This is a genomic window from uncultured Mucilaginibacter sp., from assembly GCF_937859865.1.
Classification (GTDB): domain Bacteria; phylum Bacteroidota; class Bacteroidia; order Sphingobacteriales; family Sphingobacteriaceae; genus Mucilaginibacter_A.
On record NZ_CALMAT010000108.1, the window covers coordinates 17,390 to 42,564 of the forward strand.

Annotated in this window: 23 protein-coding genes, 1 tRNA gene and 1 pseudogene; 12 read left to right on the plus strand and 13 right to left on the minus strand. The window is 39.1% G+C overall.

From position 1 onward, the window contains the following. Positions 1–90: 90 nt before the first annotated feature. Positions 91–564 (plus strand): annotated as a pseudogene (locus Q0192_RS11135) (PAS domain-containing protein); the annotation flags it as partial. Positions 565–634: 70 nt separating this feature from the next. Here Q0192_RS11135 and truA read toward each other — a convergent pair. The 5 genes from truA to Q0192_RS11160 all read right to left on the minus strand — a co-directional run bounded on the left by truA (position 635) and on the right by Q0192_RS11160 (position 6,900). Continuing rightward, the gene (gene truA / locus Q0192_RS11140) at positions 635–1,408 is read right to left on the minus strand and encodes a tRNA pseudouridine(38-40) synthase TruA (RefSeq protein WP_299289557.1); all 774 of its coding nucleotides are present in this window, start codon (positions 1,406–1,408) and stop codon (positions 635–637) included. A gap of 7 nt (positions 1,409–1,415) precedes the next feature. Next, positions 1,416–2,558, minus strand: a complete 1,143-nt coding sequence (locus Q0192_RS11145; protein ID WP_299289558.1) for a polysaccharide deacetylase family protein — start codon at positions 2,556–2,558, stop codon at positions 1,416–1,418. A 35-nt stretch (positions 2,559–2,593) separates the two neighbouring features. Further along, positions 2,594–3,589, minus strand: coding sequence for a glycosyltransferase (locus Q0192_RS11150; protein WP_299289559.1), 996 nt, complete (start codon positions 3,587–3,589; stop codon positions 2,594–2,596). A 458-nt stretch (positions 3,590–4,047) separates the two neighbouring features. After that, positions 4,048–6,405 (minus strand): endonuclease MutS2, encoded by a 2,358-nt coding sequence (locus Q0192_RS11155; RefSeq protein WP_299289560.1) that lies wholly within the window; start codon positions 6,403–6,405, stop codon positions 4,048–4,050. A 21-nt stretch (positions 6,406–6,426) separates the two neighbouring features. Then, positions 6,427–6,900, minus strand: coding sequence for a DUF4296 domain-containing protein (locus Q0192_RS11160; RefSeq protein ID WP_299289561.1), 474 nt, complete (start codon positions 6,898–6,900; stop codon positions 6,427–6,429). Between the two features lie 40 nt (positions 6,901–6,940). Between Q0192_RS11160 and Q0192_RS11165 the strand changes: the two genes are divergently transcribed. The 3 genes from Q0192_RS11165 to Q0192_RS11175 are packed head-to-tail and all read left to right on the plus strand — an operon-like array spanning position 6,941 to position 9,422. Continuing rightward, positions 6,941–7,630: a YggS family pyridoxal phosphate-dependent enzyme gene (locus tag Q0192_RS11165; RefSeq protein ID WP_299289562.1), complete on the plus strand. Its 690-nt coding sequence runs from the start codon at positions 6,941–6,943 to the stop codon at positions 7,628–7,630. 5 nt (positions 7,631–7,635) lie between these two features. Further along, the gene (locus tag Q0192_RS11170; protein WP_299289563.1) at positions 7,636–8,121 is read left to right on the plus strand and encodes a GNAT family N-acetyltransferase; all 486 of its coding nucleotides are present in this window, start codon (positions 7,636–7,638) and stop codon (positions 8,119–8,121) included. A gap of 44 nt (positions 8,122–8,165) precedes the next feature. After that, the gene (locus Q0192_RS11175) at positions 8,166–9,422 is read left to right on the plus strand and encodes an aspartate kinase (RefSeq protein WP_299289564.1); all 1,257 of its coding nucleotides are present in this window, start codon (positions 8,166–8,168) and stop codon (positions 9,420–9,422) included. Here the strand turns inward: Q0192_RS11175 and Q0192_RS11180 are convergent. Beyond that, positions 9,412–10,158, minus strand: coding sequence for a 4'-phosphopantetheinyl transferase superfamily protein (locus Q0192_RS11180; protein ID WP_299289565.1), 747 nt, complete (start codon positions 10,156–10,158; stop codon positions 9,412–9,414). The two genes, Q0192_RS11175 and Q0192_RS11180, sit on opposite strands and share 11 nt — an antisense overlap. A 164-nt stretch (positions 10,159–10,322) precedes the next feature. Between Q0192_RS11180 and Q0192_RS11185 the strand changes: the two genes are divergently transcribed. Beyond that, complete coding sequence (locus Q0192_RS11185) at positions 10,323–10,796, plus strand: YtxH domain-containing protein (protein WP_299289566.1); 474 nt, start codon at positions 10,323–10,325, stop codon at positions 10,794–10,796. Between the two features lie 553 nt (positions 10,797–11,349). Here the strand turns inward: Q0192_RS11185 and Q0192_RS11190 are convergent. After that, positions 11,350–11,423, minus strand: a tRNA-His gene (locus tag Q0192_RS11190). 117 nt (positions 11,424–11,540) lie between these two features. Between Q0192_RS11190 and rnhA the strand changes: the two genes are divergently transcribed. Further along, complete coding sequence (gene rnhA, locus Q0192_RS11195; protein ID WP_299289567.1) at positions 11,541–12,011, plus strand: ribonuclease HI; 471 nt, start codon at positions 11,541–11,543, stop codon at positions 12,009–12,011. 52 nt (positions 12,012–12,063) lie between these two features. Here rnhA and Q0192_RS11200 read toward each other — a convergent pair whose 3' ends face one another. Then, positions 12,064–12,558 (minus strand): metallophosphoesterase family protein, encoded by a 495-nt coding sequence (locus Q0192_RS11200; RefSeq protein ID WP_299289568.1) that lies wholly within the window; start codon positions 12,556–12,558, stop codon positions 12,064–12,066. 88 nt (positions 12,559–12,646) lie between these two features. Then, a complete protein-coding gene (locus Q0192_RS11205) occupies positions 12,647–13,303 on the minus strand; it encodes a methyltransferase (protein ID WP_299289569.1) in 657 nt (218 codons plus the stop codon). A 36-nt stretch (positions 13,304–13,339) separates the two neighbouring features. On the opposite strand from Q0192_RS11205, the gene Q0192_RS11210 reads away from it, so the two are divergent. Further along, the gene (locus Q0192_RS11210; protein ID WP_299289570.1) at positions 13,340–13,546 is read left to right on the plus strand and encodes a DUF2442 domain-containing protein; all 207 of its coding nucleotides are present in this window, start codon (positions 13,340–13,342) and stop codon (positions 13,544–13,546) included. Between the two features lie 73 nt (positions 13,547–13,619). On the opposite strand, the gene Q0192_RS11215 is transcribed toward Q0192_RS11210, so the two are convergent. Together Q0192_RS11215 and purL are read right to left on the minus strand one after the other, a co-directional pair. Then, the gene (locus Q0192_RS11215; RefSeq protein WP_299289571.1) at positions 13,620–14,009 is read right to left on the minus strand and encodes a VOC family protein; all 390 of its coding nucleotides are present in this window, start codon (positions 14,007–14,009) and stop codon (positions 13,620–13,622) included. A 45-nt stretch (positions 14,010–14,054) separates the two neighbouring features. Beyond that, on the minus strand, positions 14,055–16,277 hold the full coding sequence (purL, locus tag Q0192_RS11220) for a phosphoribosylformylglycinamidine synthase subunit PurL (protein WP_299289572.1): 2,223 nt from the start codon (positions 16,275–16,277) through the stop codon (positions 14,055–14,057). A 287-nt stretch (positions 16,278–16,564) separates the two neighbouring features. On the opposite strand from purL, the gene Q0192_RS11225 reads away from it, so the two are divergent. The 5 genes from Q0192_RS11225 to Q0192_RS11245 all read left to right on the plus strand — a co-directional run bounded on the left by Q0192_RS11225 (position 16,565) and on the right by Q0192_RS11245 (position 23,504). Beyond that, positions 16,565–19,162, plus strand: a complete 2,598-nt coding sequence (locus Q0192_RS11225; RefSeq protein ID WP_299289573.1) for a glycosyltransferase — start codon at positions 16,565–16,567, stop codon at positions 19,160–19,162. Between the two features lie 248 nt (positions 19,163–19,410). Further along, on the plus strand, positions 19,411–21,207 hold the full coding sequence (locus Q0192_RS11230; RefSeq protein ID WP_299289574.1) for an ABC transporter ATP-binding protein: 1,797 nt from the start codon (positions 19,411–19,413) through the stop codon (positions 21,205–21,207). A gap of 22 nt (positions 21,208–21,229) precedes the next feature. Continuing rightward, entirely contained in the window at positions 21,230–22,204 is a 975-nt protein-coding gene (locus tag Q0192_RS11235; protein ID WP_299289575.1) for a hypothetical protein, read from the plus strand. 27 nt (positions 22,205–22,231) lie between these two features. Then, positions 22,232–22,831: an acyltransferase gene (locus tag Q0192_RS11240; RefSeq protein ID WP_299289576.1), complete on the plus strand. Its 600-nt coding sequence runs from the start codon at positions 22,232–22,234 to the stop codon at positions 22,829–22,831. A 4-nt stretch (positions 22,832–22,835) separates the two neighbouring features. Next, positions 22,836–23,504 (plus strand): acyltransferase, encoded by a 669-nt coding sequence (locus Q0192_RS11245; protein WP_299289577.1) that lies wholly within the window; start codon positions 22,836–22,838, stop codon positions 23,502–23,504. A gap of 56 nt (positions 23,505–23,560) precedes the next feature. Here the strand turns inward: Q0192_RS11245 and tenA are convergent, their stop codons facing one another. Both tenA and thiD read right to left on the minus strand, forming a co-directional pair. Beyond that, entirely contained in the window at positions 23,561–24,208 is a 648-nt protein-coding gene (gene tenA, locus Q0192_RS11250; RefSeq protein WP_299289578.1) for a thiaminase II, read from the minus strand. After that, a complete protein-coding gene (gene thiD / locus Q0192_RS11255) occupies positions 24,195–25,034 on the minus strand; it encodes a bifunctional hydroxymethylpyrimidine kinase/phosphomethylpyrimidine kinase (protein ID WP_366518182.1) in 840 nt (279 codons plus the stop codon). The genes tenA and thiD overlap by 14 nt, the downstream gene beginning before the upstream one ends. Positions 25,035–25,175 lie beyond the last annotated feature (141 nt).

Sequence of the window (25,175 nt, forward strand, 5' to 3'; positions counted from 1 at the left end):
GCCTTAGCCAACGGAACCGTAAATTTTACGAACAAACGTTTTTTTGAGTATTTTAAATGCGATGAAGTAACTGATCGAAAAGCCTTTTTATTATGTCTTTTTCATCCTAAAGACCGGAAAAAATTATTTAAACGTTGGATTGAAACTGTAGGTCAGGGAAAAGACTTTGAAGCAGAAGTAATGCTTAAAAAGAATACAGATAATTATGAATGGTTTTTAATCCGGGCCGTTCCTTATAAAGATGCAAACGGCCATGTTTCAATGTGGTTTGGCTCTTGCACAAATGTACATGAGCATGTAATGCAGCAAAAGTCGGCGGTAGAAAACTTAAACCACAGCTTGTTGAAAGCGAGTGACATTATTTCCTCCAAAGAAAAAACTTTGGAAGAAATTGCGTACAGCCAGTCACATTTGGTAAGGCGCCCACTTGCAAATATCATTGGTTTGGTAGAAATGCTGGAAACCACAGCAGAAACATCGGCCAACAACGCCATCGTTGCGATGTTAAAGCAAAGCGCCGCAGAATTGGATGTAACGGTGAAAGAAATTGTATTCAAAGTTTAATTTAACTTGGATATAAGTTGATGCTTCTTTTATCGCATAAAAATTGGTGCCGATCTAAACCTTTTACCTTTCAGCCTTTCACCAAAAAACCTTGATTAGGTAAATCCAAAAAAGGATAAGTAACTTTAGAAAGATGCAAGCCTTGCGGATAGGCCAAATCTAAAATTGCAGGTGTTTCTTTACTAATTAGATGATGTTCAAATTCGTCAACGCTCATTTTTCCGGTTCCAATTTTGAGTAGTTTTCCTATAATTATCCTGATCATTTTACTTAAAAACCGGTTGGCCGAAACTTGGATACTGATGTGTTTTTCATCGTCATCAACAATTAAACTTACCGAACTAATTTTACAAATGGTATGTTCATATTTTGCAGGCGTGGTACAAAATGCACGGTAATCCTGGTACACAAGCAACAACTGCAAAGCTTTGTCTATTTGTTTTAAGTTAAGGTTTTTTAACTGGTAAAAAGAGCTTGTACTACTTAAAAAAGGATTTTTGTAAGTATGGATTTGATAATTGTAAGTCCGTAGATAAGCATCAAAACGGGCGTGTTGGTTTCCCTTCACTTGGATAATATCAAAAACAGCAATATCGGCAGGCAGGGCTTTGTTTAAACGAAAAAGCAGTTCGTCCAAATCAATTACATTTAAATCAGCATGAAAAAAGAACTGGCTTGCATGTACGCCTGCATCCGTCCGGCCGCAGCCATTGATGAAAATTGGTGTTTTTAAAACCTGCTTCAACTTGTCTTCCAGCACTTGCTGCACCGTTGTTGTGCCGCTGTGTTTTTGCCAGCCGCTGTAATTGGTTCCAAGATAAGCAATGTGGAAAAAGTAACGCAAGTTTGAATTAGATTTTTTGCTGCAACTTGGAACGCACAAAAAGCAACTGCTTTTTTAACAGCAAAAGCCTTTGTTCCCAGGCAATATCGTCGGTGATCATATGGTTATGGTTGGCATAACTAAAAATTGCCGCTTGCCGCATATGTGGGGCTTTTTTGGTTAGTTTTCCTTTTTCAATGCCAACATAATTGCCGTCATAACAACGCAGCATTATTTTATTTTTATCTACCGGGATAAGGTCGAAAGTTTCTGTTTCGCCAATCACGGCCCGGTTTGCTTTAATTTCAATTTCAGCCGAGCTTAGGTACAAATTATTGGCTGCTTTGATTGCAATTTTTCCAAAGCCTAATTCTTCCAGGCACAATAAATTTTGTGGGTTTTCAGGCTTGCCTTCGCAGTTTAAATCGGTATCGTTTTTAAGCGAAACACATTTTTCTTTTCCAATCCGTAACGTAAACTTTGGTTTTTCTGCCGATGCTGTTTTTATCGGTATAATTTCGTCCAAACGTACAAACTGATAACCTTGTTCCAACAATTGCGGGATCAGGATTTTTAGCAAATCCAACGTTTTGTTGTGTGGTTTTACCACATCCATATCTGCAATTTCGTCATGAAAAACCACAATGCCGCGTTGGTTGTTGAGTTCAATATCAGATAAATAACGTGCTGCTGCGTCTTCTACGGCCCAATTGTTTTGCCAGTAATAACAATCCACCCCGGCAATTTCCCAGTGGATCGGGCCAATGTGGTTTGCCGTTAGCATACTTCGGTTTAATTCCTGCGCCACTTCTGCCGACCATTTTCCATATGGTGCCCGAAAGTAAATTTGCCCACTATCTACAAAAGGTTTTATAATGGCATCTGTACGCAAAACCTGATTGATAACATCACCATTAACTGAAACATAATAAGGCAAGTCCGGGTGATCGTAAGTGTGGTTGCCAATCAAATGACCCATTTCCTTCAGCTCTTTTAAAATTTCCGGTTGATGAAACGCATATTTTCCTACTACAAAAAATGTTGCCCGAATGTGATTTTCAAACAAAAAGCGGGCAATAGCAAGTGTGTGAATTCCGGGCCCGTCATCAAAAGTAAGGCAAAGAGTTTTTGCAGGAAGATCTGCTCCGTTAAAAGAATTTTGCTGGTACAAATTTTATAAGATGAAGGTTTAGAATAAATCTTGCGTTAAGCAGCACTTCCAAAAATAGATAAATATTTTTGTGCCACCACCGCCTTTTTATAATTGCTTAAGTATGCGGCTAGCTCTTCGGGCCGGTAAACGGGCTGGTCAATATGGTTTAATTCTTCTTTTAACAACAAGTTTAATTGCTGCACATTGCCTGGTTCAAACAGTTTGCCAAAACTTCCAACTGTTTCTGCCAAACCCCCGGAATTTGTTGCAATGATACGGCAACCGCAAGCCAGCCCTTCTAAAGCAACAATGCCAAAACCTTCTTTTCCGTTGGATGGAATCACCAAAACCTGGTGCCGGTTTAGAATTTCGGCTATCTCAAAACTGTTTTTTGTTCCGGTAAAATTGATATAATCTTCAAGCTGCAGCTCGTTGGCAAGGTTTTGCAATGAGGCTAATTCTGGCCCGTCGCCAACAATGGTCAGGGTAAAAGGCTGCTGCAAATTGGCACAAGCTTTTATCAAAGTATCACAACCTTTTTGCGAAACCAACCTTCCGATAAAAACAAAGTTTAGCTTTCTTTCACCTGTATTTTTTAGGGTAAAAACAGCATCATCATAGCAATTGTAAATAATTTCCGATTTTGTGCGGATAGATGTAGCTATACTTTTACTGACAGAAATATTTTTGTAAGAAAACTTAATCAAAAACAGTTTTAAAAGCGAGAGCGGGTTGGTTTTATTGGTGAGCGAAAAATCATTTTGCGAAATGATCCAGCGTTTACTTGGATCAAGCAGCAAGGGCCAAACACCTTTTAACGAAATGTTCGGCATATAATAAACCTGACACCATAAAAAAAGCTGCAGCATTTTTTTGAAACCCGGTGCATAATAAACTTCGATATCTTTTAAAGGCTCAACCTGTTTTTGGTAAGTAATTACTTTAACCTGGTGGCCTTTTTCAATAAATTCTGTACACAAATTTAAGGTGAGGTTTTCAATACCACCACGCAAAGGATAAAATACTGTACTAAAAATTAAGATTTGCATGAAGAATATCTAACTGAAAAAATACAATTATAATTTTTTATGATACTAATTTTTATACAATAATAAATATTATACTTTAAGAATATACAAATAACAACAGTTTTTCAAATTGTAAACAGTAAAACCAATGAGAAAAAAACTTGCTTCTAACATACGTTTCTTTAATAATTTAGGTTTTAAATAAGACAATTTTATTAAAAAATTTATTTTCAAGTAATTTCTATTCTTTTAAAAAAACTTGTGAACACAATTTTTTTATTCTCCGAAGAAAAAGACAACCGCTTTGATTTATTTCAAAGTAAAAGTTTGCCTTCGTGCTTCGATTGTACTTTTAAAAAATGCTGCGAAAAATACAAAAAAGGCAAGCGCTGCAAAAAACGTCCGAAAAGATAAATGCTTCTTTTACCACACCAAATTTTAGGTGGTAAAAGAAGCATTACTTGTAAAACTTAAAATTGTTATTTCAGGTAAACATAAGTAATTCCGTCGCCGCCGCGGTCGGCGTGTTCGTCTTCCACGTGGCTTACTTCGCTGTATTTTTTCAGGTAATCGCGGATTATCTTTCGCAAAATCCCGTCGCCTTTGCCGTGGATGATTTTTAAAGTGCCAACGCCCATCATGATGGCGCGGTCTAAATATTTTTCAATTTCGTACAACGTTTCTTCGCCGCGTTTGCCGCGCACATCAATCTCCGGACTAAAACTTGCCGTATCATTTAAAGCCGAATTGTAAGAGCGGCGGATTTCTTTCGGCACTTCTTTTCGGGCTACTTTGTGTACTTTTTTACGTTTGGCAACCGTGCGCAAATCGCCGATGGCGATAATTACGTTGTCGCGTGCCAGTTCCAACACTTGTCCCATCGTTTCCGAATCGTTCAGTTTCACCCAATCGCCAACTTCAATTTCGGGTGCTTCTTTTACCGGTGCAATTTCGGGCTTAACGGTGTTTTTCTGCAATTCGCGGTTCAGGTTTTCGCGCAGGTTACGTGTGGTTTCTTTATCGGCATTGCTGCTTTTTATTTCGGCAATCGTATTTTCCACCAATTTATTGGCATCCTGGATAATCGTTTTCGCCTGAATTTTTGCTTCGCGCAGCAAGGCTTTTTTATTTTCTTCGAGGTAATTTTTCAATTCTTCATTTTCCCGAAGCAACACGTTTGCCCTTCGCTCCTGCTTTTGCAGGTTCAACTTAGCATCCAAAACTTCTTTTTTATCGCGTTCCAGATCAATTAAAAGTGTATCCACTTTTTTCTGGTTTACGCCGATTTTGTTTTTCGCCGCATCAATCACATTTCGGGGCAAACCAATTTTTTGGGCGATTTCAAACGCGTAAGAACTTCCGGGTTTGCCAACTTCCAAAATGTACAAAGGCCGCAATTGCAAGTTATCAAACAACATCGAAGCATTTTCCAAACCCGACGTGTTGCTGGCAAACAATTTTAAGTTGGAATAATGCGTGGTAATCACACCTTTTACCTTTTTTTGGTTGAGTGATTCTAAAACAGCTTCAGCAATCGGTCCGCCAAATTGCGGATCGGTTCCGGTTCCAAACTCGTCAATCAAAATCAACGTTTTGCTGTCGGCCATTTCCACAAAATATTTCATTTTTGATAGATGGGCGCTGTACGTACTCAAATCGCTTTCGATGGATTGGTCATCGCCAATATCTGCAAAAATCTGCCGGAAAACGCACAACTCACTTTGCTCTGCCGCCGGAATTAGTAATCCTGCCTGAACCATCAATTGCAGCAAACCAACTGTTTTCATACAAACCGATTTTCCGCCGGCATTCGGGCCGGAAACCACAATAATTCGGTCCGTTTCATCAATCTTGATGTTGAGCGGAACCACGCTTTTCTGCTCTTTTTTGTACGATAAAAGAAGCAACGGATGGCTGGCATTGATCAAATTAACGCGCATTTCGGAAACCAGAATTGGCATTTCTGCTTCAATATCCAACGCAAACAAAGCTTTTGCGCGCACAAAATCCAGCTTGGTAAGCAAACCGTGGTAAGAAATCAGGATCGGAACATAAGGCCGAAGTTCATCTGTTAATCCCGTCAGGATTTTGATAATTTCCCGCCGTCGGTCAAATTCCAAATCCCGCACGCGGTTGTTCAGCACAAATACTTCTTCCGGTTCTACGTAAACCGTTTGCCCGGAAGAAGATTCGTCGTGGATAAAACCTTTTAACTTGCGCTTATTTTCGGATAAAAGCGGAATACACAAACGGCCATCGCGAATGGTTAAAGAGCCGTCAGCCGTCCAGCCGCTGTTGCCTGCATTTTTAAATATTTGTTCGATGGTTTTCCGCGCCGCTTGTTCGGCTTGTGCAATCCCAGAAGTAATTTCCTGCAAATCGCGCGAAGCATTTGGCCGCACTTTTCCTTTCGGGTCAAGCACGCGGTCTATCGCTTTTAAAATATTTTTTTCGATCGGCAAATGCTCAAACAATGCTTCGAGGTTTGGATAAACACCTGCCCGCTCATTAAAATAAGCCAGCACGGCAAAAACCGTAGTCAAAGATTGCTGCACCTGGAAAAATTCATCTTCCGATAAAAAAGTACCTTCAACCCGTGCTTTTTTTGCCAGTGTTTTAATGTCGTGAAAATTGCTGATCGGCAAAGCCGTATCGTTGGCCAAAATGTTTTTAAACTCGGAGGTTTGCCGTAAAAACTTCTGGATCTGGTCAAAGTTGTTCATCACCTGGATCTTGTCTACCATTTCCTGGCCCATCACACTCAGGCATTTGGCTTTAATCAGTTGCTTGATCTCGGTAAAACCCAGTTTATCTTCGCTATTTTTGGGATAAATCATTCAATATTCTTTCTTCTTAAATTATGCATGCTTTTTAGCGTTTAATTTTTTTATCGAATCCTGTTTGATGCTTCTTTTAACCGAGTCTTTTTTGGCTGCTTTGGCGGTAGAATCCATCCGGAGTTTGGTTTTTCGCATTTCTTCTGCCGCCTGCACTTTCACAATCGAATCGTTTTTGGCCTTTAAACGCGCAACCACTTCTTTGTAGATGTCGTTCATATCGTTCAAATGGTAAGAATAATATTGAAAGCTTTTCCTAAACTGCGCCGAATCAACACCGTATTTTTTAAAAATGGCCATGTACAAACCATTTCCACGGACACTTAAACTATCCGGTATCTGTGTGCCCGCGCCCAAATAACCATCGGCCATGTGGACATCAACCATCAGCGGGACAAACTTTTCTTTATCAATCAAATTATCGGGCGCGTTATCTTTATTGCAGGCACCTAAAAACAGCACGATGAAAGAAAACAGGATTTTATAAAATCGCATTATGTAGTTTTGCAACAATTTCATTCAAAATTACGGATTAATGAGCATTGCAGATAATATCAAAAACTTAAAAAAAGAAACCGGCGACGATAATGTGAAGCTGATTGCGGTTTCGAAAACCAAACCGGTTGAGGTTTTGCAGGAAGCTTACGATGCTGGCCAGCGTGTTTTTGGCGAGAACAACGTGCAGGAAATGGTAGAAAAACAGGAAAAACTGCCCAAAGATATCGAGTGGCATTTGATCGGCCATTTGCAAACCAACAAAGTAAAATACATTGCTTCTTTTATCAGCTTAATTCATTCGGTTGATAGTTTAAAGTTGTTGCAGGAAATTGATAAACAGGCCGCAAAAAACAAACGCGTGATTGATTGCCTGTTGCAGATTTACATTGCCGACGAAGAAACCAAGTTCGGTTTGGGTTTTGATGAAGCGATCGAACTGTTACGTTCTGAAGAATTTACAGCTTTAAAAAACGTGCGTATTGTTGGTTTGATGGGCATCGCAACAAACACGGATAACGAGAAACAATTGAAAGAAGAGTTTTACGAATTGCATACTTTTTTTACCGGCATAAAAACCAGTTTTTTCCGCAAAGAAGATTCGTTTAAAGAACTATCCATGGGCATGTCGGCCGATTATAAAATTGCGATTGAAGAAGGCAGCACGATGATTCGCGTGGGCAGTTTGATTTTTGGGCAACGGTTGATTCCACATTGGAAAAATAACTAAGCGGAATGAATTTACACATAAGAGTTGCCGAAAAAAACGATTGCCCGCGCTTGCTGGAACTGATTGCCGAACTCGCTTTGTTTGAAAAAGCGCCCGAAGAAGTAACCGTTACGTTAGCAGAATTTGAAGATGCAGGCTTCGGCGAAAAACCCGTTTGGAAAGCTTTTGTAGCCGAAGTTGATGGCTCGATTGTAGGTTTTGCGCTGTATTACGTCCGCTATTCTACCTGGAAAGGCTGCCGCATGTACCTGGAAGATTTGATTGTAACCGAAGCTTATCGCGGCAAAGGAGTTGGAATGTTGCTGATAAAAACACTGGTAAAAGAAGCATCAGAAAAAGGTTTTAGCGGGATGCTTTGGCAGGTTTTGGATTGGAACGAACCGGCCATCGGTTTTTATAAAAAACTCAATGCTTCTTTTGATCCAAGTTGGATCAATGTTTCGCTTTCCAAAGAACAGTTTTCTGATTTTGATTTTTCAGATTTAGGTTGAAATTCCTCCACAACCCACACCAAAATTTAACCGATAAAAACAGTATGCAAGTTTTCAAGTTTGGCGGCGCATCGGTGAAAGATGCGGCAGCGATTAAAAATTTGGCGGAGATCGTCCAACATTATCAAAAAGATGAATTGCTGATTGTGGTTTCGGCGATGGGCAAAACTACCAATGCGCTGGAAAAACTGACGGCCGCTTACATCAACCAAACGGAAGAAGTACATGCTGTTTTTACTGGCATAAAATTTTTTCACCAACAAATCATGGCCGAACTTTTTGCGCCGACAAATCCGGTTTTTGATGAAGTTGAAAACACGTTTGTGGAAATTGACTGGCTGATCGAAGAAGAACCACACGACGACCCGGACTTTATTTACGACCAGATTGTTTCCATCGGTGAGTTGGTTTCTTCGCGGATTGTAACGGCTTATCTAAATCAAATTGGTGTTAAAAGCCGTTGGTTGGATGCGCGTGGACTGATTCAAACGGACAATACTTACGGCGAAGGCCGTGTGGATTGGGAACTGACCAGGAAAAACATCAGTGAAACCGTTCTGCAATTGCTACAAACCGAAGTGCTAATTACGCAAGGTTTTTTGGGCGGAACTTCCGAAAATTATACCACCACTTTGGGCCGCGAAGGTTCGGATTATACGGCTGCTATTTTTGCTTCCTGCCTGAACGCGCCTTCGGTTACCATTTGGAAAGATGTGGCCGGCGTTTTTAATGCCGACCCGAAACGTTTTCAAAATGTGGTTAAGTTTGAGCAGTTGTCGTATTCTGAAGCGGTAGAAATGGCTTATTACGGCGCCAGTATTATTCACCCAAAAACTATCCAGCCGTTGCAAAACGCCGGGATTCCGCTTTTTGTAAAACCTTTTTTGGCACCGAAAGAAAGCGGAACGGTAATTAACAATGTAGAATTGCTGATTAAAGTCCCGGTTATCATCGTCAAAGCAAACCAGGTTTTGGTTTCGGTTTCTTCCAAAGACCATGCTTTTATTACCGAAAATCATTTAAGCGCAATCTTTAAAACGCTGGCCGGTTTTCATTTTAAAGTGAATTTGATGCAAAACTCCGCTTTAAGTTTTACTTTTTGTGTTGATTTTGAAGTTGCCCGATTTAAACAATTGCAGCAAAAACTAAAACAGGATTTTAACTTTCGGTACAATTTGGAAGTTGAACTGCTTACCGTTCGGCATTACGAAACCGCTTTGCTGCAAGAACTCTCCGCAGGAAAAACAATTTTGCTGGAACAACTAAGCCGGAACACAGCGCAATTAGTTATCAAAGCCTGAAGTTAAAAAACTGCAATGCTGTTTTTATCGGTATAAAAGCAACGCTGCCTGTGTGGTTTTCATCCACCGGAAAACTTAAAACCTGCCAGTTTTCAGCAGAACCAATGAGTTCAATTGGATTTTGATGAACGCCGGTTAAAGATGGAACGTGCAAAAGTTCATCCACCAAACCTTTTCCGGTTGCTTTGAGCAAGCTTTCTTTGCGCGTCCACAATTCATAAAAGCTTTGGTACGGCAAGTTGGAACTTTCGATAAAATCAATTTCCTTTGGATTAAAACCAAAAGACAACAAATTTTTATAGGTAAAAGAAGCATTCATTTTTTCGACATCAACCCCGATTTCCGAGTTTGAAATGGCAATCAAAACCCAATTTCCGGAATGCGAAATATTGAAGCGCAAGTTTCGTACAAAATTGTTTTCTAATTCAGGTTTTTTGTTTTTGGCAGATTTGAATTGAATTGCTTTTGCATCAATATTTAAATATCGGCCTAACAAAATCCGTAAAACTGCTTTACCAATTAGGGAATGATGCTGGTCGTTTTCCTGTTTGTACTGTGAGATTTTTTCTATTTCCTGTGGTGAAAGCAATGGTTGTAAAGCAGTTAAAAAAGGCTTGAAACTGGCAACATTTATCCGCCAAACAGCAACAAAATCAAGGTTGCCCGATGTTTCAAATGCCGCTGTTTGCCATTTTAAACCGGGCAAATAGTTGATATAAATTTTAGATGGCAGCATAAGTTTGGTTCAAGATCAGATAAATTTTTAATGGCAACAAGCGTAACCGGCTATAATTTTAACAAAATTCCAACAGATGTAAATGTTCCTTGTCATTTTATTAAAAGTATAAAAAACCTTAAACTTAAAATTGTTACCGTTGTTAGAACAAAAAACACAAAGCTATGAGTATCAAAAAAGATTTGTTGAAAAAAACGAAAGAGTACGCAGATCAGGCAAAAGAATATGCTAAAGATCATGCAAAAGACTACACAGATTACGCAAAAAGCTATGCAAAAGATTATGCAGGAGATGCCAAAGGCTATGCAAAAGAATATGCCAAACATGCAAAAAAAGCTGCTGAAAAAGAAGTTCAGGCCAACAATAATGCAGCATCAGTAGCGATTGCTTTAATCGGAGGTTTGGTTTTAGGCGCCGCATTAGGTGTTTTGTTTGCGCCGGAAGCAGGGACCGAAACCAGAAACAATTTGGGCAGTTCATTGCAAGATTTAGGAACTACCGTAGCCGATAAAGCACAACAAGGCAAAGAAGCCATCACCAATTTAGCAGATAAAGCGGTTGATGCCGTAAAATCAAAAATTGGCGGCGAAGGTGCTGAAGGCGAAGATCCGGATATTGACCACCCTTCTTTTAGCTAAGCTATTTTAATTTTATGTGCATAAAAGAAGCATCTGCCTGAAAAGGCAGGTGCTTCTTTGTTTTAGTTAAAACTATGACGCTTAATGTTAAAGCAATCAGTATCGTTTTAAATTTATTGATTACTTAATTTGAAACTTTCAAAAGTGTTTAATGCGCTAAAACAAGTTGTATTGATTGAAAATAAGTTGCCAATAGTTAAGTATTGTTATCCAAGTTAAAGCTTTTTATGTAAAGCAAAAATTAGATAGACGGTCAAATCCAAACCAACTTTTTAAAAATGCAAACTTGTGTTTCGGCTTCTAATTGTTGCATCCAAAATAACACAAAGCCTGAAGTTGTTAAAAGCGCAATTACACGTAAAAGATAAAGGTGGTTTTACGTAAAAATACCTTTTTAGCAGAGATCAATTTTATCAATGCTTTTTTTAGCACATATAAATTAGTATGGCAAGGTTAGTTTTTTGAAAAAAAATCCAATGATTTTTAGGGGATAAAGGAAGCATCAAACAAAAAAGTCCTTAACATTTACTGTTAAGGACTTTCATTTTAAACGGGTGAACGATGGGGCTCGAACCCACGACCCTCGGCACCACAAACCAATGCTCTAACCAACTGAGCTACGCTCACCGTTTTGTTGGTACAAAAGTAAAAATCTTATGGTAAATGTCAAGTAAATTTATGCTGAAAATTGCATGCTGTTTTTATCGCCCTAAAACCCGCAACTAAAATTTACTTTTGCCCCGTATGATTGAGATTTTTACAGATGGCGCTTCCAGCGGAAACCCTGGCCCGGGCGGTTACGGTGCAATTTTGAAAGCCGGAAGCCATTACAAAGAACTTTCCGGCGGTTTCCGTAAAACCACCAACAACAGGATGGAACTAATGGCTGTTATTAAAGCGTTGGAAGCGGTTAAAAAGCCTGGTCAAACCATTACCATTTATTCCGATTCGAAATACATTATTGATGCCATCGAGAAAAAATGGGTTTACGGCTGGATCAAAAAAGGCTTTAAAGACAAGAAAAACAAAGACTTATGGCTGCAATTGATGGAATTGTACAAGCTGCATCAAATAAAATTAGTTTGGGTAAAAGGCCATGCCGGACATCCGGAAAACGAACGCTGCGATGAACTGGCCGTAGCCGCAGCCAAACAACCAGCCTTGCCTGCCGATGTAGTTTTTGAGGCAGAAGCTGCCAAAGAAAAACTGTTTTAATTGGAACGGAACAATGCTTCTTTTACCGGCATAAAATTGGTGTGGCCGGCCTTTACGGGTTTAGCATTTCGATCACTTCCAAATCATGGATCCGTTTTTCTGAAATAGAGAAACGCAGCAATGTGCGCGTTTTGTGCCAGCCTTGTTTGCCTGCCGCGCCGGGGTTTAAGTGCAAACAATTGATCTTTTTATCAAACATTACTTTTAAAATATGCGAGTGGCCGGCGATAAACAAAGCCGGCGGGTTGGTGTAAATTTCGGGTTTTACGGCCGCATTATATTTATCGGGATAACCGCCGATATGCGTCATCCAAACATCTACTTCTTCGCAAAAAAAACGGAGGTTTTGCGGATAAACAGCGCGCACATCTTTCCCGTCAATATTGCCAAAAACACCACGAAGCGGTTTAAAAGCAGCCAGTTCATCGGCCAAAGCAATATTCCCGAAATCACCGGCGTGCCAAACCTCGTCAACAGCATCAAAATGTTTAAAAACGGCCGGGTCTAAATAACCGTGCGTATCAGAAATCAAGCCGATTTTTTTCATGGTAAAAGAAGCATTTTTAGTTGGTGGTTAATAGTTCATTGCCGATAGTTAATGGCTGATTGCTGAAAGCTGACTGCTGATAGCTTTTTCAAAATATCGTTAAAAAATCTTTCAGTAAAGTTTGATATGACTGGCTGTACACTTTTTCACTTTCGTAAATGCTTAAAGCAGAATAAATAGGATTAGTTTTCTTCGACCCAAAAGAAAGTACATAACGGTGCTGCGGTTGGTTTGGAAAAGAAGAAATGGCAATCTCTTCCTGTAAAAACAACAACCCTGTTGCCAAATCTTTTACAAGTGATGCTGTTTTTACCGGTAAAATTAACCAGAAGAAGCCGCTTGCTGTAAGAAAACCAGGAATGTTTTTAACCAGGTTTTCAAAAAAATCAGGAACGGCGTGCTTTGCCAGCGTTTTGTTTTCCTTCGGGGAAGTTAACGTATCGAGGTAAAAAGGCGGATTGGAAACAATCAAATCGTATTGCTGATGCTGTTTTTGCAGCCAAAAATTCTCGATAGAAGTTACATGCAAAGTGATCCGGTTTGCAAAAGGGGAATTTTTAAAGTTTTGCCCTGCGGTTCTTGCTGAAGTTTGATCAATTTCCACGGCATCAATTTTTGCTTCTTTAAATCTTTGGGCCAACATCAAAGCAATCACACCGGTCCCGGCTCCAATATCCAAAATTGTTTTTGGGTTTTCTGCAGATGCTGTTGCGCCCAACAACACGCCATCGGTATTGACCTTCATGGCGCAATTGGTTTGATCTACAGAAAATTGCTTAAATTGGAACATCTTTTAGATAAATTCGGGAAGAATATTTTAAAAAATAAAATAATGGTTTTGATTAAGTCTGTTTGGTTTGATGATGAAAATATTTTTATAGAAATGACTGATGGACAAGTATTTTCTAAACCTGTTGTCCTTTATCCAAACTTGAAAAAAGGAACCCGAAAACAATTGTCTAATTATTTAATTGAAGGCAATGGCTGATGGTTGCATTGGGAAGAACTGGACGAAGACTTATCCGCAGAAGGTTTTTTAAAAGAACATCATACGCATTAATTTACACTTCATACAATTCCAAAGGCAAACCATCCGGATCGGCAAAAAAAGTAAAACGTTTGCCCGTAAATTCATCTACACGGATGGGTTCTGTTTGCACATTTTTTGCCGATAAAAACAGTATGGCTTCGTTCAAATCGTTCACTTCAAAAGCTAAATGCCGCAAACCTGCAGCTTCCGGCCGCGAAGGACGAGGCGCAGGACTGGGAAAAGAGAAAAGTTCGATTTGGTATTTGCCGGCTATTTTCAAATCCAGTTTCCAAGAGCTTCTTGCTTCGCGAAAAACTTCGCGCTCCACTTCAAAAGCTAAAACATTTGTATAGAATTGTTTGGAAATTTGGTAATCGGAACAGATGATGGCGATGTGATGGATTTGATTGATTTTCAGCATAAGAATTTGGAATTACACAGATTTTGGAAAGATTTCACGGATAAATCAATCGCCTAAAATATTATGCAACACATTGTTATAAATAGCTGATGCTTCTTTTACCGTACCAAAATCAGTGTCATCAATCAGCAAATCTCCTGAAGTAACCGTTCCTAAAAAACTAAATTCTGTTTCCGAAGTTGCCAGCAATTCTACCAATGCTTCCTGGTTTTCTGGTTTGATGGAAACCACAACCCGGCCTTGCGCTTCGCCAAAAAGGAAAGCATCTTTTCGGATTGCTTCATCGGTTTCAATTTTAAAACCCAATCCGTTTGGCATGGCCGATTCTAACAAAGCAATGTATAAACCGCCATCCGCAACATCGTGTGCCGAAACCAACAGCTTTTCTTTGATTAACTGTTTGATTACCTGGTGCATCGCATACTCCTTTTCCAAATCAAAATATGGTGCGGGAGAAGCAGCAATCTTATGGAAAGAAGCCAGGTATTGGGAAGAAGCAATGTCGTTTTTGGATTCGCCGATCAAATAAATTAAATTACCTTGGTTCCGAAAATCAGAACGGGTTAAAGTAGAAAGGTCATCCATCACGCCCAGCATTCCGATGGTTGGCGTTGGAAAAACTGGCCCTTCATCGCTGCTTTGATTGTAAAAACTTACGTTTCCGCCCGTAACTGGCGTTTCAAATTTGGTGCAAGCTTTGCTCATCCCTTTGATTGCGCCCACAAATTGCCAATAAACTTCGGGTACATAAGGGTTGCCAAAGTTGAGGCAATTGGTAATGGCAACCGGTTCGCCGCCAGCGCAAGTTATGTTTCGTGCTGCTTCGGCAACGGCAATTTCACAACCTATTTCTGGGTCAGCATAAACATATCTTGAATTGCAATCCAAAGTCAAAACAATAGCTTTATCAGTTCCTTTTACGGCAACAACGGCCGCATCGCAAGGTTGGTTGGTGGTTACGGTAGAAGTGCCAACCATCGAATCATATTGATCGGTAACCCAACGTTTGGAAGCAATATTGGGATGCGAAATCAGATGATCTGCAACGGCTTTTAAGTCTTCCGGTTCTAGAACCTGTTCGATGTTAAATTTTTTATTCTCGGCAAAATAAGCGGGTTCTTTGTATTCACGCTGATAAACCGGCGCGCCTCCGCCTAAAACCAAATCATCTGCCGGAACGTCGGCAACCATTTCTCCATGGCGGTAATAAACCAAACGTTTAGTGTTGGTTACTTCGCCAATTTGTACACAGTTTAAATCCCACTTATCAAAAACAGCTTGTACTTCGGCTTCTCGGCCTTTTTCAACCACAATCAGCATACGTTCCTGAGATTCGGAAAGCAGGATTTCAAAAGGCTGCATGTTTTCCTGGCGGGTTGGAACTTTGTCCAGATCTATCACCATTCCATGCTCGCCTTTAGCCGACATTTCCGAATTGGAGCAGATAATCCCGGCCGCGCCCATATCCTGCATCCCGATAACGGCCCCGGTTTTAATTACTTCTAAAGATGCTTCCAGCAATAATTTTTCCTGAAAGGGGTCGCCAACTTGTACGGCCGGCAAATCGTTCACCGAATCTTCTGTAATATTTTTTGAGGCAAAAGCAGCACCATGAATCCCGTCTTTTCCGGTGGAAGAACCAACAATGTAAACCGGATTGCCTACACCGTAAGAAGTTGCCGAAACGGTTTCGCCAGCTTTTACAATTCCTGCCGAAAAAGCATTTACCAGTGGATTTACCTGGTAACATTCATCAAAAAACAACTCGCCGCCGACGGTTGGGATGCCAAAAGCGTTGCCGTAATCGCCAATTCCTTTTACTACTCCTTTTATCAACCATTTTGTCCGATCATTTTTCAAATCGCCAAAACGAAGCGAGTTTAGCTGTGCAATCGGCCGCGCGCCCATCGTAAAAATATCACGGTTGATGCCACCTACTCCGGTTGCTGCGCCCTGGTAAGGTTCTAAAGCGGAAGGATGGTTATGCGATTCGATTTTAAAAGCACAACCAATGCCATCACCCAAATCAACCAACCCGGCGTTTTCTTCGCCGGCTTTGGCCAGCATCCGCGGCCCGTCTTTCGGTAGTTTTTTTAACCAGGTGATGGAGTTTTTGTAGGAACAATGCTCGCTCCACATTACCGAAAAAATAGAAAGTTCGGTAAAGTTGGGCACACGGCTTAATATCTCTTTGATGCGTTCAAATTCTTCGGGAAGCAGGCCAAGGTCTTTGGCGGTTTGTACGGTGGTTAAATTTTGCGGCTTCAAGTCGTTTGCTTTTGGTAGAGCCCAAAAATATAAATTTATAGCAAGGCCACGAAGTTTATCTGAAACAGACTATTGATCCTGTTTTTACTGCTATAAAAACAGCATTAATAAAAAAACGGCAATATTTTTACCTTTTGTCTGTTAAAAATAGTTCTAACAAGGCAATATTTTTACAATAATATTTACCATAAAGCATTTATTATAATTATTATAAATAAACAGTTAAATATTTGCATATTACAACATATTTTTACAACCAAAAATTATGTTAACTATCCTTCCCATATATGGCCAACTATATGCTGACTAACGAAACTTACCGTAAAAACTTGGAAGGCAGAGTCTCAATTAAAGGAAAATTTTTATACGTTAATAAGCAAAAGCTTTATATAAAAGGGGTTACCTACGGCACTTTTGCACCTACCGTTGACGGTTTTCAATATCCGCAAAAGTTAACTATAGAAAAAGATTTTAGTTTGATGGCGCAAAACGGTATCACTTGTGTTAGAACTTACACCGTACCGCCTAAATATTTATTAGATATTGCTTTGCAATATAATTTAAAAGTAATGGTAGGCCTGCCTTGGGAACAGCATATTACTTTTTTAGATACAGAAGAACGTAAAAAAGATATTGTAAAAAGAGTAAAAGAAGGAGCCGCAGCTTGCGGTCAACATCCGGCTATTTTATGCTTTGCTATCGGTAATGAAATTCCTGCTCCTATTGTTAGATGGTACGGCAAGCAAAAGATTGAAGACTTTCTAAAACAGTTATACAAAGCAGTTAAAGCGACGGATCCCGAATGCTTAGTAACTTATGTTAATTTCCCTACTACTGAATATCTTGACTTAAGTTTCCTTGATTTTGATTGTTTTAATGTGTACTTGGAAACACCAGAAAAATTAGGCAGCTATATTTCCAGGTTGCACAATCTTTCTGGCGACCGGCCTTTGGTGTTGGCAGAAATTGGGTTAGACAGTATTCGAAACGGCGAAGCGTTACAGGCGGAAACCCTAAAATGGCAGATAAAAACAGTATTTGCCAAAGGCTGTGCCGGGATGTTTGTTTTTGCGTGGACTGACGAGTGGTGGCGTGGAGGATCAAGCATTGATGATTGGGATTTTGGAATAGTTGATAGAGAAAGAAGGTCTAAACCAGCGCTTTCGGCTGTAAGAGAAACCATGGCTGAAGTTCCTTTTTCTAACGAAAACATGCCGCTTCCCTTAATTTCTGTTGTAGTTTGCTCGTTTAACGGCGCTTCTACTATTAAAGAGTGCATGGAAGGTTTACAAAAATTAAATTATCCTGCTTATGAAGTGATTGTAGTTAATGATGGATCAACAGATAATTTAGCTGAAATTGTAAAGGAATACCCCGTAAAGCTTATTAATACAGTTAATTGTGGATTAAGCAGTGCCAGAAATACAGGTTCGCACCAAGCAAACGGCGAAATTATTGCTTACATAGATGATGACGCTTATCCGGATCCTCACTGGTTAAATTATTTAGCTTATGCATTTTTAGATTCCAATCATGCTGGTATTGGCGGCCCCAATATTGCGCCTGCTGATGATGGTCCTATTGCAAAGTGCGTAGCTAATGCTCCTGGCGGCCCTGTACATGTGTTAATAACCGATGAAATAGCAGAACATATTCCGGGCTGCAACATGGCTTTTAAAAAAGATGTATTATTAGCAGTAGGCGGATTTGATAATATTTATCGAGCAGCAGGAGACGATGTAGATATTTGCTGGAAAATACAAAAAGCGGGGTTTACAATCGGTTTTCATCCGTCGGCCGTTGTCTGGCATCACCGCCGAAACTCGTTTAAAGCTTATTGGAAACAACAAAAAGGCTATGGCAAGGCAGAAGCCTTATTGGAAGATAAATGGCCTGAAAAATATAACCAATTTGGGCACGTAGCCTGGTCTGGCCGTATTTATGGTAATGGTTTTACCATGCCTATAAACTTAAAAAAGGGTAAAGTTTTTTACGGTAGCTGGGGTAGTGCATTATTTCAATCAGTTTATCAGCCTGCTCATGGTTTCCTTAATGCTATTCCATTAATGCCAGAATGGTACTTATTTTCTGCATTGCTTGCTTTTTTTGCATCGTTGGGTTTTTTATGGGCGCCATTATTATGGATCTGGCCAATTTTTGTTTTATCCATCATCATTGTATTTGTGCAGGCCATAATTAGTGCGTCAGAAAATGTATCTGATCAATTAGCACAATCAAGAAATTATAAACACACAGCACTCATTACATTGCTACACTTGCTTCAGCCAATGGCGAGGCTGTATGGAAGACTTAAACACGGACTTAGGCCATGGCGAGAAATTAACATCGTTTCTAATATGAAATTTGCTTTTATTTTGAATCCACAAATATTAACACTTTGGTCTGAAGAATGGATTGCCGCTGAAGTTTGGTTAGAGCGCATCGAAAAAGAACTCATTAATTTAAAAACAAGAGTACAGCGAGGAAACAACTTTGATCGCTGGGATTTACAAGCACGCAATAGTATGTTTTCTACAAGCAGAGGACTGCTTGTAATTGAAGAACACGGTGCCGGTAAACAATTGCTACGGTTTAAAATATGGCCTTCGATTCCGAAAATAGTTATTGTAGCAGTTGTTACGCTAACTATTATAGCTGTTTTTGCGGCAATCAATCATGCAGTAACCGTTTCTGTTATACTTAGTATCATCGTACTTCTTATTGCGGCAGAATATTTTAAAGATTCAGCCAGTACGATGTATGATTTATACACTGCATTTACTGGACTTGAGAAAAGTGAAACGCAAAGCGACAGCATATTGCAATTTGCTGAAGACATTGATGAAAAAAACCTGGTGGTGGAAGAAAATGTAACTTCCAAATAGTTTATCATGTATTAATTTTACATCTTTTTATAAGAGCCTGTTTAAATTTATACAAGAAAAAACCTTAATGCTTCTTTTACCCTATAAAAATTGGTGTTTGTATCAACCTAAACAAAACAAAACCCAATTCCACATCAATTTTTATAGGGTAAAAGAAGCATCGAAACCTTAACAAGTAAATTTTAAACAGGCGCTAAAACTAAATTGCATATGGACAAACAACCTCAAAAACAAAAATATTAAAATTTATGCCAGCAGCTTCCGGCGTTTATGCCAGACTTTTTCATTATATATTGCAATATAAAACAAAGCTGGTATTGGTTGCCCTCCTATCTTTGATAGGGGTCGCTTTCGAAATCGTTAAACCCCTTCCAATAAAAATTATAGTTGATAACGTTTTATCAAACCACGCTTTACCTGCTATTTTTAACCGGCTTTTTAATCATGCTGCCATTTTGCAAAACAAACAGCAGTTACTATTATTATCTATTACTTCGTTAATTCTAATTACAATCGGCAGCGCCATTATATCTTTAGTGGTTTTTAACTATACGGTTAATCTTTCTCAGCGCTTGGTTTACGATCTTTCCGTAGATTTTTTTAGTAAATTACAGAAGCTATCCTTATCATTTTACAATAAAAACCAGGTTGGTGATTTGTTGCAGCGTATGAACGGTGATGTTTTTATTGTTTACTTCCTGGTTGCGCAAATCTTACTGCCGTCTATCACCTCACTTGTTTGCTTAATAGGTATGTTTTACATCATGGCTAAAATAGATTTGATGTTGGCATTAGTCGCGTTTGCAGTAGTTCCGTTGCTTGGGTTGATACTTGTTTTTTACGCCAAACCCATGAATGATACTACGATGGATCAATACAACAAACAGGGCGCCCTTTCGGCATTTGTGCAGCAAAGCTTAACCTCCATGAAAATTATTCAGGCTTTTGGCCGCGAATCATTTATGTACCAAAAATTAATTGTGCATGCAGAAGAGTTTAGCAGAGCATTTAAAGTAGCCAATACTGTTTCTATCACCTTTAATCAACTATCCTATCTCGTTACAGGTATTGCTTCTGCAGTTGTAATTGGTATTGGTGGTTACCGCGTTTTAAACGGTATACTATCAACTGGTGATTTATTTATATTCCTGGGATATATTACTGCTTTGTACGGACCGGTTAATTCTTTATCCACAGCAATTGGTACAGCAGTTACGATTGGAGCAAGAGGGAAACGTATTTTTGATATTATAGATTCGGATGAAGTTGTACAAGAAAAGCATGATTCAGTATCGTTAATTATGCCAAAAGGAGCAGTAGAATTTAGTAATGTAACCTTTGGTTATGGCAATCCGGTTACTGCTGCTCCCGTTTTAAAAAATGTTTCTTTTAAGGTTGCTCCCGGTCAAATCGTTGCCATCGTTGGCTCAACCGGGGCTGGTAAAACTTCCATAATTTCCCTTCTTTCCCGTTTTTACGACCCTTGGGAAGGAGTTATCAGAATGGATGGAATTGATATTAAGAGCTTGAAGTTGCATTCACTTCGGCAAAATATTTCTATTGTTATGCAAGATGCTTTTTTATTTCCGATGACCATCGGTGAAAATATTGCTTTTGGTAATCCGGATGCTTCTTTTACCGAGGTAATTGAAGCGGCAAAAGCAGCACAGGCACATGATTTTATTGTTAAATTACCTCAAGGGTATGATACCATGATTAGTGAGGCTGGCGCTTCGCTTTCCGGTGGCCAGCGGCAAAGGATTTCTATTGCCAGAGCTTTTTTAAAACGTGCACCGATGATGATTTTAGATGAACCGACTTCCGCTGTAGATGCACTTACGGAAGCAAGGATATTTAAAGCACTAAATCAGTTTTCAAAAGGAAAAACAGTGTTTCTGATTTCACATCGCTTATCTACCTTAAAACATGCTGATTTAATCATCACTATAAAAGATGGTTATGTGGCAGAACAGGGAACGCACCAAAGCTTGTTGGAGGCCGATGATGTTTATGCCAGTTTGTACAAGCATCAACACATTACTTAATTTAGATTTAAAGAAAGTACACATGTCAGCCGCCCTAACATACCGTCTTTACAAACCCGCAGATTTTGAAGCTATTTTTAGATTATGGGATGAATTTTCGGGCTGGGGAGGCATTTCAGAACAGCAGTTTAAGCAATGGTACTTAGAAACCCCAAATGGCTGTAGTATAATTGTTGTTGCTGTAAATAATGACAATCGGGTTGTAGGACAAACTGTTTTTATCCCCTCAAAACTTTATGCTCATGGCAGGTATATGAACTCATATCGTATCTCTGCCCCAATTTTAGATAACACAGTAAGGCAAAAAGATTTGAAATTTACATTTGCTCATCCGGCTTTTGCTATGTTTAATTACGGATTAACTGTAGCCAAGGAAAAAGGATTTGAGGTAGTTTACTTTTTTCCAGCTTATGCCTGGACAGGCGTACTGAAACATGTAAGTTCTATCGTGCAAACTACTTATGCCTGTTTTGCAATATCATTAAACAAGCCCGAAACGTTTATAGATGATCCAAAAAAAGTATCGGTAAAAACAGCATCAGCCTTTAACGAAGAATATGACCAGTTATGGAAAGATTGCATCAGTAACTTCCCGATAAATTACAGCGTTATTAGAGATGCAAAGCAACTTGCATGGAAATTAGCAGACGAAGTAGTATTTGAAATCAGGCAAGTTGAAACCCAACAACTAAAAGGTTATATCGCTGTTAAGAAAAAAACAGGATTGATTGTAGATATGCTTGCGAGAACCAAAGAAGATTTAAAAGAAAATTTTGCTGTTTTTATCCGTGCTATTCATGATCTAAATCCGCAGAAAATTTTAGTTGAATGGAAAGAAATTAAAGGAATGCAAAGCCCTCTATTTCAATTTGTACTGCAAAACATAAAATTTAATTTGCCGAAATACAATTTTGCGTTTGGTTATATTTCATTAAATGGTACTGATCATGAAGATCTTAATCATCCTGATAATTGGTACTTAATGCCTTCCGATTGAATTTATTAATGCAGCAAGCAATTAGTGATGACTGAACAGCAAGAATCTTTTTTACATCTGATAAAACCTGGTGAAGCAATTCCGAACGACTGGTTTAAAGGTTTAATTCCAAGCAATATAAAAGTAGGTGAAAATTCTGTAATTGATTCTTCCCAAAGTTTTAAAACTTTTTTTTCAAAACTACCTATAGCTTTAATTATTGGCAGTTATGTAACCATTTGGCGAGCATCATTTGCAACAGAAGAAAACGGTTTGATTGAAATTGGAGATTATTGTTATTTAGCAGGTGCATCTTTGGTAGCATCACAAAAGATTACCATAGGAAACAGGGTATTAATTGCAGGCGGCGCAACCATTATTGATTCTGACTTTCATCCTATCGCTCCTGCTGCCAGGTTAGCAGATACCATTGCTATATCACCGTTGGGTAACCATAATAAAAGACCAACGGTTAAATCAAAACCGGTTGTAATCGGTGATGATGTATGGATTGGATATAATGCAACGATCTTAAAAGGAGTAACTATCGGAGCTGGTGCCATTATCACACCTGGATCCGTAGTAACAGAAAATGTGGCCGCTGGAATAACAGTGGCCGGAAACCCTGCTAAGCCTGTAGAAATTTAGCGTGATGAGAGAAAATATAATACAGGTAAAAGAAGTAGATAAAGATGGTCGTACTCACGTTGAAGGAGACTGGTATAGTAAAGGGCTTCCTAAAAACATCGTTTTATCAGATACTGTTTATGTGGAAACATCCTATGGTTTCTCCACTTTTTATTCTCAAGATGAAAAAGGGCTGATTATAGACCAAGCAAGCGGTTGCTACCAGATTGTTGATTTTATAGTATCTGAAAAAGGTAAAGTATCCATTGGGAAATTTTCTGTTATAAACGGAGCAACAATTGTTTGTAATAGCAGCATAACCATTGGTAATCATTGCATGCTTGCTTGGAGTTCTGTTATTACAGATACCTGGTTTGATATTTCTACTTCGCCAATAGAAGTTCGCCAAGAGCTTTTGATAAATGTTTCAAAAAATTCTTTACGATCATTTCCAATTACCGGCAAGCCAATGCCTGTTATTTTAGAAGACAATTGTTGGGTTGGTTTTGGCGCCATTATTATGCCTGGAGTACGTTTAGGTAGAGGTTCTGTTGTTGGTTGTAAAACAGTAATTTTAGAAGATGTTCCGCCTTACGCAGTTATTACCGGGAGTCCGGCCAAAATTGTTAAATTTCTTAATCCGGATGATACAAATGAGTTTAAAGAAAAGACTTTACAAGAATACTTGCAGTAGTATTTTTTAGAATCGGGAAAAAGAGATTATGTAATCAATTTTTATAGTGATTCAACCTACCATTTTTCCATTCGCCAGGCACTATCCCAAAATAACCATTCTAATTTGCAGGCTGTAACAAAGGCTTCTGTCATTTTTTGCTGCTGTGCTGGCGTACAAGTTGCCGCAACAACATCGCAAATATCAATGGCTTCTTGTACGCGCAGGCCAAAATCTTCTCCGGCATAAGTATCAATCCAGGTTTGGTAAGGGTTTTTTTCTTTGGATTGCTGCTGATAAATATAATCGCCCACCTTTTTATAGATCCAAAAACAAGGCAGCACGGCAGCCATGGCTACTTCAACCTGAGAAAGCGCAGCTTCTTTTAACAGGAAATTAGTATAATGATGACAAGCAGGCGAAATTGGCGCTTTTCCTTCAATTCCAAATTCCAGGAAATAGTTGGCGTGCAAAGCCTTTTCTACCACGATGGCGCCTTCTCCAAAACGGATAAACCTTAATACGTGTGCCATATCATGTGCACGTGCTCCTATTAAAGCTAAAGCTCTGCCAAATTGCTCTAAGTAGTTAGAGTCCTGGGCAATATAAAACTTAAATTTTTCTATGGCTAAGGTTCCTGTAATTTGCTCGCAGATAAAAGGCATTTTTAAAATGGCATTGTAAACAGGTTCTGCCTGTAGCCATGCTGTTTTACTCCAGCTCATATATGATTAATTTTGTTGGGTTAAAAAAATGATTTAGCGGGCCATTCCCTTCGCCGGTTTTTACGTCTTTTCCGCTTTCTATCGCTTGATGGATATATATTTTTGCTTCTGCAATGGCCGTTAATAAATCCAATTTTCTTGCCATAAAAGCAGCAATGGCCGAAGATAAACTGCAACCTGTTCCATGTGTGTTATTGGTATCCACAAATTCAGCTAAAAATACTTGCTTTCGTCCGCTTTTATCTAAATAAACATCAAACAATTGCTTTCCTTTTAAATGTCCGCCTTTTACCAATACTGCGCTGCAACCAAAACCCATTATTTTTTCGGCCGCTGTTTCCATATCTTCCAGACTGTTTATTTCCATTTCTGCAAGCAAAGCCGCTTCATCTAAATTTGGTGTAACCAAAGCAGACAAAGGAAAAAGGACTTGTTTTAAGGTATTTATTGTTCCGTTTTCAATCAGTTTATCGCCGCTTGTTGCAACCATTACCGGATCAAAAATTACAGGAATTGCAGGATAATCCTTTAAAACAGAAGCAATTGTAACAGCCAGTTCTGCACTGTGTACCATCCCGATTTTAATCGTATCTGGTTTGATATCTTCTAAAACAACCTGAATTTGTTTTTTAACAGTTTCAGGAGGTATCGAATGTATTGCACTTACCCCCAACGTGTTTTGTGCTGTTATCGCTGTAATTGCCGAAGTACCGAAGCAACCCAGCGCAGAAAACGTTTTTAAATCGGCCTGAATACCTGCACCGCCGCCACTATCCGAACCGGCAATGGTTAACACAACCGGGTATTTGTATTTTTTTGCAATCACAATTTTAGGTTGATAAAAGAAGCATGAACATTTTTTGTCATCTCGACCAACGGGAGAGATCTTTTTCAAAGCTGGATAAGATTGAATTATTGAAAGAAGATTTCTCCTGTTGGTCGAAATGACAGCATGATAAAATTTTGG

What these genes read in the sequence shown, in the direction of transcription:
- Q0192_RS11150 (WP_299289559.1), bottom strand. Translation starts at nt 3,589, where the DNA reads ATGCAAATCTTAATTTTTAGTACAGTATTTTATCCTTTGCGTGGTGGT.
- Q0192_RS11155 (WP_299289560.1), bottom strand. Translation starts at nt 6,405, where the DNA reads ATGATTTATCCCAAAAATAGCGAAGATAAACTGGGTTTTACCGAGATC.
- Q0192_RS11160 (WP_299289561.1), bottom strand. Translation starts at nt 6,900, where the DNA reads ATGCGATTTTATAAAATCCTGTTTTCTTTCATCGTGCTGTTTTTAGGT.
- Q0192_RS11165 (WP_299289562.1), top strand. Translation starts at nt 6,941, where the DNA reads ATGAGCATTGCAGATAATATCAAAAACTTAAAAAAAGAAACCGGCGAC.
- Q0192_RS11170 (WP_299289563.1), top strand. Translation starts at nt 7,636, where the DNA reads ATGAATTTACACATAAGAGTTGCCGAAAAAAACGATTGCCCGCGCTTG.
- Q0192_RS11175 (WP_299289564.1), top strand. Translation starts at nt 8,166, where the DNA reads ATGCAAGTTTTCAAGTTTGGCGGCGCATCGGTGAAAGATGCGGCAGCG.
- Q0192_RS11180 (WP_299289565.1), bottom strand. Translation starts at nt 10,158, where the DNA reads ATGCTGCCATCTAAAATTTATATCAACTATTTGCCCGGTTTAAAATGG.
- Q0192_RS11185 (WP_299289566.1), top strand. Translation starts at nt 10,323, where the DNA reads ATGAGTATCAAAAAAGATTTGTTGAAAAAAACGAAAGAGTACGCAGAT.
- rnhA (WP_299289567.1), top strand. Translation starts at nt 11,541, where the DNA reads ATGATTGAGATTTTTACAGATGGCGCTTCCAGCGGAAACCCTGGCCCG.
- Q0192_RS11200 (WP_299289568.1), bottom strand. Translation starts at nt 12,558, where the DNA reads ATGAAAAAAATCGGCTTGATTTCTGATACGCACGGTTATTTAGACCCG.
- Q0192_RS11205 (WP_299289569.1), bottom strand. Translation starts at nt 13,303, where the DNA reads ATGAAGGTCAATACCGATGGCGTGTTGTTGGGCGCAACAGCATCTGCA.
- Q0192_RS11215 (WP_299289571.1), bottom strand. Translation starts at nt 14,009, where the DNA reads ATGCTGAAAATCAATCAAATCCATCACATCGCCATCATCTGTTCCGAT.
- Q0192_RS11225 (WP_299289573.1), top strand. Translation starts at nt 16,565, where the DNA reads ATGGCCAACTATATGCTGACTAACGAAACTTACCGTAAAAACTTGGAA.
- Q0192_RS11230 (WP_299289574.1), top strand. Translation starts at nt 19,411, where the DNA reads ATGCCAGCAGCTTCCGGCGTTTATGCCAGACTTTTTCATTATATATTG.
- Q0192_RS11235 (WP_299289575.1), top strand. Translation starts at nt 21,230, where the DNA reads ATGTCAGCCGCCCTAACATACCGTCTTTACAAACCCGCAGATTTTGAA.
- Q0192_RS11240 (WP_299289576.1), top strand. Translation starts at nt 22,232, where the DNA reads ATGACTGAACAGCAAGAATCTTTTTTACATCTGATAAAACCTGGTGAA.
- Q0192_RS11245 (WP_299289577.1), top strand. Translation starts at nt 22,836, where the DNA reads ATGAGAGAAAATATAATACAGGTAAAAGAAGTAGATAAAGATGGTCGT.
- tenA (WP_299289578.1), bottom strand. Translation starts at nt 24,208, where the DNA reads ATGAGCTGGAGTAAAACAGCATGGCTACAGGCAGAACCTGTTTACAAT.